The organism is Halalkalibacter oceani (assembly GCF_023715705.1).
Lineage (GTDB): Bacteria > Bacillota > Bacilli > Bacillales > Bacillaceae_D > Halalkalibacter > Halalkalibacter oceani_A.
Genome location: NZ_JAMBOS010000007.1, coordinates 24,907 through 38,560 on the forward strand (window position 1 = coordinate 24,907; position 13,654 = coordinate 38,560).

Consider the following 13,654-nt stretch of genomic DNA (forward strand, 5'->3'; position numbering starts at 1 on the left):
TTTGCCGGAATTAAGAGGTCCACTCGTTCCGCTTGTCGCCGAAAGGAGCAGCAAATGAGAGAAATAGCGGACTCCTGTTCCGATGAGGGGGGATAGGCGGGCCAGCCCGCCTCGACGAAAAAGCATCTCTTCTGTCTGCTTGGACTAGAGATGCTTTTTCGTTTACAATGGCAGCCTGTCCGTCAGCGGACAATCACATAGCCTTTCTTAATCGCTTCAACAACGGCCTGTGTACGGTCATTGACATTCATTTTCTGCAGAATATTACTAACATGGTTTTTCACCGTTTTCTCACTAATATAGAGAGATTCTCCAATCGCCCGGTTGCTCTGACCATCTGTCATCAATTGAAGCACCTCGCACTCGCGACGGGTGAGAATATGTAACGGCTTGCGGTATTCCACTTCCCGGTATCCGATTGAATCCTCATGCTCCTCATCCTCCGTCGCCAGACGACGATATTCCTTGATCAGATTGTGAGTCACCTTCGGATGGATATAAGCGCCTCCAGAGGCAACCACCTTCACGGCTTCCACAAGAGCCGATGCATCCATTTCCTTCAGCAAATAGCCGGAAGCACCAGTCTTGAGAACGTGGGTTACATACGTTTCATCGTCATGTATCGACAGGACGAGCACCTTCACATTCGGGAAAGCTTTAACGAGCTCACGGGTCGCTTCGACCCCATTCATTTGCGGCATGTTAATATCCATCAGGATGACATCCGGACGGTATTCCTTGACAAGCTGGAGGGCATCGGAACCATCTTCGCCATCGGCTACTACTTCAAATTCATCCTCCATGGCCAGAATACGCTTTACGCCTTCTCTGAATAATTGGTGATCGTCGATGAGGACGATACTTATCTTCTTTTCATTTGTTTCTGTCACTGTCATCACCTCTCCGTTATATACGGGCTTTTATTTTCTTTTCATCTCATTTCTTATGTGGCAGAGCGAAAGGGCACCTCGATCACAATGACAGTACCGGCTTTCGGTTTCGACTGAATCGTGAGCTGGCCTTTGAGCATATTGACCCGCTCTTTCATCCCGATCAGTCCAAAAGAGCCTTCTTTCTCTGTTATCGCCGGATCGAAGCCTTTGCCATCATCTTTAATAATTATTATAACCTTTGTCGCTTTGATTTCAATTTTCACTTGGATTTCAGAGGCTTCACCGTGCTTATAGGCATTTTGTACTGCTTCCTGTACAAGGCGAAATAAGGCAATTTCAAATTCCTGCGGGAGCCGCTTATCCTTGCCGATCTGGCGAAACACAGTCGTGATTTGGTTATGCTCCTGAAATGTTTTCAAATATTTCGCAAGAGTCGGAACAAGGCCAAGGTCATCGAGAGCCATCGGACGTAAGTCGTAAATAATCCGTCTCACTTCGACAAGTGAGGATTTCACCATTTTTCGCAAGTCTCGAATCTCATTTAACGCCTCTTCAATTCCTTTTTCTTGATAAATTCGTTCAATTAGCTCAGATCGCAGTAAAACATTTGCCATCATTTGCGCAGGTCCGTCGTGAATTTCACGCGAAAGCTTCTTTCGTTCTTCCTCCTGGGCCTGAATAATTTTCAGACCGAAGGCTTGCTTTTGCCTTGCATCCTCAATCGCATCTCCGACCTGCTTTAAGTCTGTTGACAAAAAGTTGTAAATGACCGCCATCTGTCCCGCCAGTTCCTCGGCCCGCTCCACCGTATCATTCAGATTTACAAGCCGTCGTTCAATATGGTCTCTTCGTTCCCGCAGCTGAATTTCTTCCTGCTCCAGCACGGCTAATTGAACTTGGTAATCATTCGCCTGTTCATAGGCCGCCCGGACTTCCTCTCCGCTGAATTTGTCAAAGGCCCGGCTTACTTCCACAAGCCGATTTCGCGCAAAGCGGGCACGAAGTTGCGTTTGATCTGTTTTTTCAATAATGGCCGCTACTTTTAAACGCACTTGTTTTAGCTCTTCTGCAAGACTTACATATTCGGCCCGGGACTTTTCACCAATTTCAAAAATCTGCTCCCGGCTCTCCCCGACTGCTTCCAAGGTATTTGTAATAATCTTGTCGAGCAACGTTGTGTCAGTCAAGCGTCATCACCAGCCTCATCCTTCGTCCAGCCTGCGCATGAGATTTGCGCCCATAGGCTGTTTTCGCTATTCTTATCTTACATCATCTTCTAATGAAAGCACAAAGAATCATTGAATTATACCTATAATAGGCGACATAATTACTACGCTTTCTGACGATCCCATCGTATCAGATCAATATTACACCCCGATAACTGATATTTGTAAAACTATGAAAAAAGAAGGAGGAATTATCATGCCACTTTCCACCTATCAAACCGTGAAAGGGGAAGGATCACATGAAATTGTTATCCAGAAATCAAGATTTATCGCCCATTTTACGAGGGCGGAAACCGAGGAGGAGGCGCAGCGTTTCATCGAACGAATCAAAAAAGAGCATTGGAACGCCACGCATAATTGCTCGGCTTATTTGATTGGCGAAGCCGACCATATTCAAAAAGCCAATGATGACGGAGAGCCGAGCGGCACCGCAGGCGTTCCGATGCTTGAAGTGTTAAAAAAACGCGGCTTAAAGGACACCGCGGTCGTCGTCACCCGTTACTTTGGCGGCATTAAACTTGGCGCAGGTGGATTGATCCGGGCATATGGAAGTGCGGTCAGCGAAGGCCTTCAGGCTGTCGGTGTTGTCCAACGGACACTCGTCCACACTGTCCACACTGAAATCGACTATCACTGGCTCGGAAAAGTCGAGCATGCTTTAAGGGAATCTCCTTATAAAATGAAAGGGATTGACTACCTTGAGCAGGTCGATGTCCAGGCGTACGTCGAACCGGATCAGCTGGAATCGTTTCATGAGTGGATCACCAATTTGACGAACGGACAGGCGACTGTGAAAACCGGAGATGAGCTGTACCTTGAAAGTCCGGTATCCTGATGTACCGCGATCCGCGCCGCCTCCTTCTACCAATCTCTAAAACTGTCTTAATCTTCTTCTTTACGTTCTCTCTCTTTTTCGCTATTATGGGGGAGATTAGTATCTTTCAAGATAGAAGTGAGGTATTGCGATGACGCAATCTAGAGTAAGCAAGCGCAAGCGGAGAACGAAACGAGTCGTACGGACGTTTATATTTATTGGCCTGGCCTCCTTTCTGATCCTTGGCGGGACAATAGGGTATTTCTTTCTTAAACTGCAGGATGTATCCTCAGCGACACAGCAGGACCTTCAGCGCGGGGAGAAATCAGAAAAGCGGGAAGAGCCGGTTTCACCAAGCAAGGACAACATTTCCATTCTGTTTCTTGGTGTCGATGACCGTGACGGCGATCTCGGCGGCCGAACCGATGCGATGTTGCTTGCGACCTTTAATAAGGAGCTCGGGACGATCAAGCTGCTGAATATCCCCCGTGATTCCCTCGTCGATATACCGGGTCGCAGAAACCAGGATAAAATTAATCATGCCCATGCGTTTGGCGGAGTTGATTTAGCAGTTGAGACAGTCGAGCAGCTGTTTGACATCCCTGTCGACTACTATACGAAGTTGAATTTCATTGCCTTTGTCGAAATTGTTGACGCTCTTGGCGGAATTGACGTAGAGGTACCGTTCGCCTTTTCGGAAATGGACAGCCGTGATCAGCATGACGCGATTTCATTAGAACAAGGATTACAAACATTAAATGGGGAAGAAGCACTGGCCTTCGCGCGGATGCGTAAGCATGATCCCCGTGGCGATCTTGGACGCGGAGAGCGTCAGCAGGAGATCATCAAAGCGATCATCGCCAAAGGAGCCTCTCTCTCATCGATTAACAATTATGATGAAGTTTTACAAAGTGTCGAGACACATCTTTCAACGAATTTAACATTCGGTAACATTTTAGCGCTCCATTCCTATGCCGGCTCCTTACATTCGATTGAGTCCCTGCATTTGGCCGGACGCGATGCCAGAATTAACGGCGTTTACTACTACGAGCTTGACCCAGATTCAGTGCGCGAACTGTCTGTCACCTTCCAGGTTCATCTTGGACTGATTGAAGCCGAACAGGAAGCAGCGAGTTAAAGAGAGGCTGGGCAAAAGGTTAAAAAAACAACCTTTTGTCCCGGCCTCTCCTTTTTTACTGTTTAAAGGCCTTAGACACTCTCCCACGCAGCAGAAAAGCCAGCCAAAGGGTATTTGGCTGGCTTTGAAAAAAATATCCTTATAAAGGTCGTCTGGCGTTGGCCAGCCGTCTTAAGAAATTCATCATCGGTCGATAATCTTTACTGATCAATCCAACTCGCTCCACTAAAAACTCGATTGCAAAAAGCAGAACGAAAATGATCAGAACGGACGTCCAGAACGTCGCCATTGTCATCATCACCGCCGCGAGGCTGAAGAACGCTGTCATCGCGTAAATTGCCAGCACAGTCTGTTTGTGTGTCAATCCGAGGCGTAAAAGACAGTGATGCAAATGTGACTTATCCGGCGCCGATAACGGCTTTTTCTGTACGAGGCGGCGGATAATCGCAAACAATGTATCCGAAATCGGAATCGCTAAAATGACAATCGGCACCAGCAATGAGGAGACCGTGACATTTTTAAAGCCGAGCAAGGCGATGACCGAGATCATGAAACCGAGGAATAATGCTCCCGTGTCTCCCATGAAGATCTTCGCCGGGTTAAAGTTGTGCACAAGGAAACCGAGCGTACTCCCGAGCAGAATAACACCTAGGGCGGCAACGAACATGCTGCCATCCATAATCGCAATACCGGTAATCGTCAGCAGGACGATCGACGATACACCAGCAGCGAGCCCGTCAAGCCCGTCAATTAAATTAATCGCGTTCGTCACACCGATAATCCAGAGCAAGGTTAATGGAATGCTGAACCAGCCAAATTCCAGTTGCATCTCAAACGGCAGGTTGATAAACTCCACCTGGACACCGCCATAGACGACAACCGCCGCTGCGGCGATCTGTCCGAGCAGCTTCCATTTCGCCGACAGCTCAATCATATCATCAAGAAAACCCGTCATAATAATGATGAAGCCGCCGATTAAAATCGGGATCGTATAAGAACTTTCCGGCTGCAAAATCAAAAATCCGACTAAAAAACCAATATATATCGCTAAACCGCCAAGTCGAGCCATTACCTTCTGATGAACTTTACGGTGATTAGGCTTGTCTGTGGCGCCAATTTTAATCGCAAAACGCTTCACAACCGGAGTAATCAAAACCGTCACGATGAAGCAAATCACTAATGCTAAAACAAGCATGCTGACCCTCCTTATTTCTACCTTCTCCAAATTATCTCTTTTTATGATTTTCTTCCGTCATTCGCAATCTTTTAATCTATTACCTTTTCGGATTATAGCATAAATGCAGCAACCTAGCACAGTCCTTTCTTAACAATCCCTAACAGCTGCCACAATTTCACATAATTCGAAAACGTCCTACATCTTTTCCCTGCTTGCCTGGTGGCGAAACCTGTTTATCAAGCCCGCTATAGACATGCAGTGTTCGTTTGAATAACGTCTAGAACCGCCCTTTTTCCTGGAGAATGACCTGAGCTGTCTGCTTTGCTTTTTGCCGTGCTTCATTCGTATAAAGCTGCATATCAGCGACCGCCTGCTCTCTCTTGCTAAGCTGAACGTCAGCTTGCTCATAAAGCATATCCGCTTCCCATTTTTCATTGACATGAGCGGCGACCGGCTGGCGGCACAGCTTGGCAAAGGAATCAATCTTCGGATCATAGGACAGCGCGACAAAGGGCGCATCGCCAACCGCGGCGAAAATCAAAGCATGGAGCCTCATTCCAATCAACAGCTCGCTGCCTGCGATCCACTTTATTTTTTCCATGATGGCAGCTTCATGCGGAGCAATCGTCGCCTCGGCCGTCATCAGCTGCCGTGTCTCCTCTGATGCCTTCGCATCATGCTCGCCGTGCATCGGCACAAAAATAATCGGATACCCATCCGCGGCGAGCATGTCGAGACTGCGGGCCAGCTCCTGTTTATAATGATGCTCACTCGGCCAATCGCGTACCGAAACAGCAATGTACGGCGCCGCGACAAGTCGCTCTTCTGGACCTTCTGCATCAGCAGACAGGCCAAGCACCGGATCCGGCACCTGCTCAATCGGCTTCGTCACCCCAATGCGCTCCAGCAGCTGCTTCGATTCTTCGTCACGGACTGTCAGCAGTCTGCTGCCTGCCAACGTCCGCCTGACAATCGCCTGGTTTCGTTTGCTTTGCAATGGACCGATCCCTTGAGCATAAACATAATAAGGCTTACGTAGCCATTTGGCGATCCACATCACCGCCGAATAGTAAATGACGCTACGGTTTCCCGTCTTATCCTGGAGCAGACTGCCTCCGCCGCTGATCAGTCCGTCGGAAGAACGGATCGCCCGAATAATCTCTTTTATCTTCCAACGGTTAACGGCCTTCACCTGATACTTGGCAGCGGTCTGCTCCGGCTGATTGGACAGAACCGTAATCTCCACCGCCGGATCAGCTTCACGCAAAGCGCTGATGATCGCGTACAGGATCGCTTCGTCGCCTACATTATCAAAGCCGTAATAGCCCGATAAAACAAGCCTCATCCAAGCCACCTCTTTCTCACTTCAGGGTATACATAGCGTCTGATCAGGCGATAGACGAAAATCAGCACAAGTCCGATCAAAAAGCCAAATACAAGGCCGTAGCCTGTTCTGATTAAGGAAACAAGCAACGCGGTATGCAAGTGAGTAAACGTACCGACCATGGAAGCGAAGCCGAGCATTCCCAAGGTAATGAAGAGCGGCGCCACTTTGTCGTTTTTCATGCGCAAATACAGACCGAGCACAAACAGTGGAAATCCGACGAGAAACTCCGACGTTCGCGGACGAACATAGAGCACCGATTCGAGCCAGTATCTGAATTCAAGTTCGTACGGCAGCGTCATCGCGGCATTACCTGTGCGCCATACATAGAAGGCAAGCACACCGGCAACAAGACCCATGATCGCGACATGCCAATACCGAACCGGCTCATTCATCAGCTTCTTCAGGAAGGAAGCGAACAGAACAAAGCCGACAACAAGAACCGGCACCGCAGCAAGCACCTTCACCCCTCGGAATTCATCCACTTTCATAATAAATGTCGGCCCATAAAGCAGCGCGATCACAAGCCAGGCACCGGTTAAGGCAATGGCGGCTGACAGCGCATATTGTCCAATCAAGTGCTTCCAATTTTTAATCCGGTCAACAGCCAAGCCGGCATAGACCGCCCCACTTATTGCCGTTAATAAAGCCAGACCCTTCAGGGCGGCATCGACCTGAAGCAGAGTCAACGCACTTAAACCGAGAGCCCCGACAGCGGCGAGTACACCGAGATAGCGATGAAGCGCAAAGCCCGTTAAACTCAGAAAAGCGACCGTCCCCGCGAGGACAAGCAAAGTGATGAAAAACGGCTGGGAAAACGACTGAAACGGCTGTGCTGTCCCGGCCTGATCCTCTCCAAGCTGGTTTGTCAACAGCGCAAGCATCTCAAGCGTATACGTATATCCCGTCATTGCTTCGCCCGGATGGTGGTACGTCTCCATCCCCGATGGGAAGTTCGTCACCGGATTGACGTATAGCATGCGGATATTTCGTTCCTTATAGCCGCGCAACGCTTTCTCGACCTCTTCGGCGTAGGTAGCTTCCCTTCCTTTGCCAAGCGTCATACTAAAGAGCCGGACGACATTTTCCTCGAGGTCGCCAACGCGTAAGAAGGCGCTCATTCCGCGTTGATCGTTAAAGTCAATCGTGACAATCGCCAGACCGAGTTCTTTGGTCTTACGGGCGAATGTCCGTAATTCTTCCGGATTATCGGCGCCGACAACATCATTCCCTGTAAAGGAAAGAGCCTCCGCACCAAAGTCCTCAACGAGCATGGTAAGCATGTCGTACACATAATGATTTTCATTGTGGATATTCATAAAGTGATTCGGAAAACGCGGGATAATCCGCAAACCGGCATCGTTAATCAATTGCAGCGCCTCGCGGTCAAAGCCGACAGGCATCGCATTTAAGCTAACCTCATAAGGGAGGAACAAATAGGCGTCATCTTCATAGGCGTGAAACGAAACTTGAAGAAGGTTGGGAAGGATTCCTTCCTCCGTCATAATCGCATAATGATTGTTATATACTTCCTCAACAAGATCGATGTATTCACTGTCCTTCTCCAGCAGCTTGACGAATTGCCCGTTATTTTCAGGGAGCTCCCCGCGCGCCTCTGGATGATCATGCTCAATCTCACTCCGTTGAATTCGTTCAAACACCCCGTCTTCAACAAGATCAGAAATCGTCAACGGCTCAATGCTAATCGACGTCAAGCCATTTTCTCTTAGTTCAGCCAAAGCCTGTCCGGCATCAAGGGTTCCTTCCAGCATATCCGGCCACTGAGCAAATTGCTCATAAGGCATGACGACTTCATATGAACGGTTTTGCTGCTCGACTTGCACTCGCTCTACTAAAGAAGGAACAGAAACGAGCAGCGCCAGGATCACCACAATCCAAAGACCTTTTTTTACCAACGTAATGACATCCTTTCAGCTTTTGATTTCATTTTCAATCTATTTTTTATGTACGCTCCCTGGCGACAAATTTCGAGACTACCGGCAATGATTGCAGCAATGAACGGTCGATTCCCTTTAACGCGAGAACAAGTCCACCGTAAATCACCGCTCCCAGAACGATCGCACCTGTTAAATAAAGCGCCATGATGCCCCGTGACCATTCCTGATTAACAACGAACAAGTGCAACAGCCCAAGCACTACCGCCATGACAAAGCTTGATCCGGCAAAAACGACATGTGACCGTTTCAGCCAAGCATAGCTTATCGTCCTGTAGAGGACGAACATATTCACAATCGTAATTAAAATATAGGTGACAAGCGTTGAAACCGCCGCCCCGAGAACCCCAAATCTAGTCACCAGGAGAAGATTCAAGATCACTTTTACAATCGAAAAAACAAGAACAATGACGGCCGCGACGCGCTCTCGGTTAGCTCCCTGCAGCATTCCCGTGCTAAGTACCGTAAAAGAGGTAAACAGGGCGCTGATCGATAGGACGAAAATAACCTCACTTCCAAGCGCGTCGCCAAATAAGACAATATTCATCGGGATCGTGACAGCTGTCATCCCGGCCGCAATAGGCCATGACGTCAAATGCGTAAATGTCGTCGCCTTTGTCATCAACGCCGAAGCGTCCGCCCGCTTGTCCTCAGTCAAGGCTTTCGTGATCGCCGGTATAAGCGGGAGGATCAGAGCGCTGGCAAACACGACAGCGACCTGGACGAGCGCCTGTCCGCGCCCGTAAATGCCATATAATCTTGTAATTTCTTCACTTGTATGCCCCATCGCCCCAAGCTGGCGCGGTACGGTCAAGGAATCAACGACATTTAGCAGCGCCATCGTCAGCGCACCAAAGCAAATCGGCAAAGATACGATCAGAATCCGCTTGCTCCACCGTTTAAACTGCGCCCAACTATAGGCTGCCCTTTTTTTAGGAAGAAGCTTGCTTTTCGCAAAAATGACTTTCAAATAAATGAGGGCTAACACAACGCCAACAGCTGAGCCGATCATCACTCCGCCGGCGACGACATCAATCGAATAGGCCTGGGCGGTTAAATAGATGGCCGCGACTAGGATTAACAGCACACGGACAAGCTGCTCCAGCACCTGGGAAACGGCCGTCGGCATCATATCTTCAAACCCTTGGAAAAAGCCGCGGTACACGGCCATATACGGCGCAAAAATAAGCGCCAGTGAAACGACCATAACCGAATATGTAACGAGTGGCCCACCGAGCTGCATCGCAATCGTTTCCGCGAAGGTAAACATCAGGGCAAAGCTCACCACCCCGAAAACGAGGCCAAGAATCGTCGCCGTCCGGTAGATGAAGTAAATATCGTCCGTCCGCCCTTCTCCCCGTGCTGAGGAAATCAGCTTCGAAATCGCCAGTGGAATGCCCGCCACCGTGATAATTAAGATAGACATATACACCGGATATACCGCGGTAAAAATTCCAAGCACTTCATCGCCGGCGATGTTTTGCAAAGGAATGCGGAAGGCACTGCCGAGCACCTTGGAGAGGAAGGTGGCGATCGTTAGCCAAATCGCCCCTTTTAAAAAGGAAGAGCGACTCATGATGTCTTCTTCCGCTTTTCACGCATGATCCGCCCGACGAAAACTGGCAGCGCCAGCATCCGGCGCCAGCGGGACGGCTGCTTCAGAAGCCGATACAACCATTCAAGATGAATCTTCTGCCAAAAGACAGGGGCGCGTTTCACTTCACCGGCTAACACATCGAAGCTTCCGCCAATTCCCATAAAAATTCCTTTTTTAAACTGATCATAGCGTTCTGCTATCCACTTTTCCTGACGTGGAAAGCCCAGGGCAAGAAAAACAAGATCCGGCTTTTTCAGCCGAATTTCCTCTTCAATTTCTGTTGAATCCCAGTCAAAATAGCCGTGATGGGAACCAACCACCTCGACCTGGGGAAATTGTTTCTCGATAGCAGCAATCGTTTTCTCTAACACATCTTCTTTTGCGCCCAGTAAATATATACTGTATTTGCGCTCATTCGCCACTTGCAATAAGGCGAGGAACATATCGAAGCCGGTTACGCGCTCCGGCAACGGATCACCAAGCATTCCCGCCGCCTTGACAACGCCGATTCCATCCGCTGTAATATAGCTTGCTTTGGCAAGGTACGTTCTGTACGCTTCATCCTCCTGCGCATGGAGCACGATCTCCGGATTAGCTGTGACGACAAACGTTTTTTCCTGACGTTCCAGATGTCCCGCAAGGCGCGAAACCATCTCATCCATTGTCGTATGTAAAAAGTCAACACCAAGAACAGAAACGGTGCGGTTTGACATTGTTTTTCACCAACTCACTTCTATAATAATATCAACGTTTGTACGATTTTTTGAAAAGTTGTGGCAATGGCTTCGTTCGCTACTCGCATAGAGAGAAGAACCCCACTTCTCTCTACGCTTCTAAAGAATGTAGCGACTACGCTCATTGCTTCGGGCTTATCCCACAGGGGTCTCCCTGTGGGATAAGCCCTACCATAGCCGATCATATCAAAAATCGGGAGCTTTTGGAATTGATTTTTCGACAGCGGCTCGACAATTCCTCTTATTCCCAGTCGTTTCTTCTCTATTAATGGTTCATAAAGTCGTGTTATACTTACAAATGATGTCTAATGAAGGAGAGAAGCTAATGCTACGCTCAATAAAAAAGCTTATTGGCGATGAACAACAACGAAAAATCAAAAAGTATGAAAAGGTTGTAGCGGAAGTCAATAAACTTGAACCAGAACTGGAGAAGCTCTCCGATAAAGAGCTCCAACATAAAACCGTTTACTTTAAAGAACAATTACAAAATGGCACTGAGCTGGAATCAATAAAAGTCGAAGCTTTCGCCGTCGTCCGGGAGGCCGCCAAGCGCGTGCTCGGACTTCGCCATTACGATGTGCAATTAATCGGTGGGCTTGTATTAAATGAAGGAGATATTGCCGAAATGCCGACAGGTGAGGGAAAAACACTCGTCGCTTCCTTACCAAGTTATTTGCGCGCGCTGGAAGGCAAAGGTGTCCATGTCATTACCGTGAATGAATATTTAGCAAAACGCGACCGCGAACTGATTGGACAGGTTCATGAATTTCTTGGACTGACAGTCGGCCTGAATGTGCCAATGCTCACCCCTGACGAAAAAAAGGTAGCCTACAAGGCTGACATTACATACGGGGTCGGAAATGAGTTCGGCTTTGATTATCTTCGTGACAATATGGTGACAGATGTCAGCCAGCGGGTACAGCGGCCTTATCACTTTGCGATTATTGATGAAATTGACAGCGTCCTTGTCGATGAGGCGAAAACACCGCTCATTATTGCCTCGAAAACTCAAGTGAATCCAAATCTTTATTATATTGGCGCGAAAGTTGCCAGAAGCTTCAAAGAAAATGAAGACTACATGTACGATAGCCTGTTAAAGGCCGCAAGCTTGACCGATCAGGGTATTACAAAAATCGAACGTGCCTTTGGAATTGACAACCTCTATGACCTGGAGCATCAAACCCTTTATCATTTTATGATTCAGGCACTTCGGGCGCGCGTCATGTTCAGACGGGACGTCGAATACATCGTCAAGGATGGCGAACTTCATCTTGTCGACATGTTCACCGGACGGGTAATGGAAGGTCGGACATTCAGCGATGGTCTGCACCAGGCGCTTGAAGCAAAAGAAGGGCTGACGATTACCGAGGAAAACAAAACACGGGCTTCGATCACGGTCCAAAATTATTTCCGGATGTACCCGACGATTTCGGGAATGACGGGAACGGCGAAAACAGAAGAACGCGAATTTCAAATGCTGTACGGGATGGATGTTGTACAGGTTCCGACGAACAAACCGAGAATTCGCCGAGATCATAAGGAACTCGTCTTTGCCACCGCTGAGGATAAATATCAGGCCGTGGCAAAGGAAGTTCAGGCACGGCATGAAAAAGGCCAGCCTGTCTTGATCGGAACGACCTCCATTATTCAATCGGAGACGATGGCGACCTATCTTGATGAGATAGAGGTTCCTTACGAGCTGTTAAATGCCAAAAGTGTGGAAAAAGAAGTTCAGCTGATTTCCCTCGCCGGTCAAAAAGGGCAAGTGACAATCGCAACGAATATGGCCGGGCGCGGAACGGATATCATGCTCGGAGAAGGAGCGGCTGAGCTTGGCGGTCTATTTGTGATTGGGACGGAGCGTCACGAAAGCCGCCGGATCGACAACCAGCTGCGCGGACGTTCGGGGCGTCAGGGAGATCCGGGTGAGACGCAATTTTTCATTTCGCTTGCTGATGAAATGCTACAGCGCTTCGGACGTGAAGATATTGAGAAGTTCGACCCTCAGAATAATTGCGATGAAAACGGGCTGATTACGAATGAAGATGTTTACCCATTAGTTGACCGGCTGCAACGGATGTGTGAGGATCATAACTACGCCGCCCGTGAATACACGCTTAAGCTTGATGATATTATTAACGAGCAGCGCGGCGTCATTTATTCATTGCGTAACCGCGCGCTTGAACAGGAGGACACACCTGCTCTCATCAAGCCGATGGTCGAAGCGACGGTCGAAGATCATATTGCCAGATACTGTCCGGAAGAGCTTCTGCCGGAAGAATGGCAGCTGGATGATCTCGTGAAATACGGGCAGCAGCTTCTGCCTAATTTGGAGCCTTTTACAAAGCAGCCTGAAGATCTCGAAGAAGTAAAGGCCCATATCGCCCCGGCCTTAGCGAAAGTAACCGATGTCCTCGACGAATTCAGTCAGGATCAGGAAGGACAAATCGCGGCCAGACAAGTTATCTTGATGAATATTGATATACACTGGCAGCGCCATCTTGAAGAGATGAGCCGGCTGAAGGAAGGAATCGGCCTGCGCGGTTACAGCCAGGAGGACCCGATGCGGATTTATACGCGCGAAGGGTTTGAGCTTTTTAAGATGATGTACAGCGGACTGCAGCGTGATGTCAGCCTTCAATTCCAACGGGTGGTCAAGCGCTTCAAAGAGAGAGAAGCCGAGCCGCAAACGAAATAATCATATTCTTAGAGGAAAGAGAAAACGAGGAGGACCGA

General features: G+C 48.6%; 10 protein-coding genes. 3 read left to right on the forward strand and 7 right to left on the reverse strand.

Annotation, left to right across the window (positions count from 1 at the left end; all coding sequences use genetic code 11):
* Window positions 1-182: 182 nt before the first annotated feature.
* Together M3212_RS08980 and M3212_RS08985 are read right to left on the reverse strand one after the other, a co-directional pair.
* Window positions 183-896: a response regulator gene (locus M3212_RS08980; RefSeq protein ID WP_251193635.1), complete on the reverse strand. Its 714-nt coding sequence runs from the start codon at window positions 894-896 to the stop codon at window positions 183-185.
* 47 nt (window positions 897-943) lie between these two features.
* Complete coding sequence (locus tag M3212_RS08985) at window positions 944-2,080, reverse strand: sensor histidine kinase (protein WP_251193636.1); 1,137 nt, start codon at window positions 2,078-2,080, stop codon at window positions 944-946.
* Window positions 2,081-2,315: 235 nt separating this feature from the next.
* On the opposite strand from M3212_RS08985, the gene M3212_RS08990 reads away from it, so the two are divergent.
* Both M3212_RS08990 and M3212_RS08995 read left to right on the forward strand, forming a co-directional pair.
* Window positions 2,316-2,954 carry a YigZ family protein gene (locus tag M3212_RS08990; RefSeq protein WP_251193637.1) on the forward strand — a complete coding sequence of 213 codons (639 nt, stop codon included), beginning with the start codon at window positions 2,316-2,318 and terminating at the stop codon, window positions 2,952-2,954.
* Window positions 2,955-3,084: 130 nt separating this feature from the next.
* Window positions 3,085-4,071: an LCP family protein gene (locus tag M3212_RS08995; RefSeq protein ID WP_251193638.1), complete on the forward strand. Its 987-nt coding sequence runs from the start codon at window positions 3,085-3,087 to the stop codon at window positions 4,069-4,071.
* 139 nt (window positions 4,072-4,210) lie between these two features.
* Here M3212_RS08995 and M3212_RS09000 read toward each other — a convergent pair whose 3' ends face one another.
* From M3212_RS09000 to M3212_RS09020, 5 genes are all read right to left on the reverse strand, one after another.
* Window positions 4,211-5,266: a glycosyltransferase family 4 protein gene (locus M3212_RS09000; RefSeq protein WP_251193639.1), complete on the reverse strand. Its 1,056-nt coding sequence runs from the start codon at window positions 5,264-5,266 to the stop codon at window positions 4,211-4,213.
* Window positions 5,267-5,525: 259 nt separating this feature from the next.
* A complete protein-coding gene (gene csaB / locus M3212_RS09005; RefSeq protein ID WP_251193640.1) occupies window positions 5,526-6,593 on the reverse strand; it encodes a polysaccharide pyruvyl transferase CsaB in 1,068 nt (355 codons plus the stop codon).
* Window positions 6,590-8,548: a DUF5693 family protein gene (locus M3212_RS09010; RefSeq protein ID WP_251193641.1), complete on the reverse strand. Its 1,959-nt coding sequence runs from the start codon at window positions 8,546-8,548 to the stop codon at window positions 6,590-6,592. The genes csaB and M3212_RS09010 overlap by 4 nt, the downstream gene beginning before the upstream one ends.
* A gap of 46 nt (window positions 8,549-8,594) precedes the next feature.
* Window positions 8,595-10,163: a putative polysaccharide biosynthesis protein gene (locus tag M3212_RS09015; protein WP_251193642.1), complete on the reverse strand. Its 1,569-nt coding sequence runs from the start codon at window positions 10,161-10,163 to the stop codon at window positions 8,595-8,597.
* Window positions 10,160-10,897: a WecB/TagA/CpsF family glycosyltransferase gene (locus M3212_RS09020; protein ID WP_251193643.1), complete on the reverse strand. Its 738-nt coding sequence runs from the start codon at window positions 10,895-10,897 to the stop codon at window positions 10,160-10,162. Before M3212_RS09020 ends, M3212_RS09015 begins: the two co-directional genes overlap by 4 nt.
* Window positions 10,898-11,243: 346 nt before the next feature.
* Between M3212_RS09020 and secA2 the strand changes: the two genes are divergently transcribed.
* Complete coding sequence (gene secA2, locus M3212_RS09025) at window positions 11,244-13,616, forward strand: accessory Sec system translocase SecA2 (protein ID WP_251193644.1); 2,373 nt, start codon at window positions 11,244-11,246, stop codon at window positions 13,614-13,616.
* Window positions 13,617-13,654 lie beyond the last annotated feature (38 nt).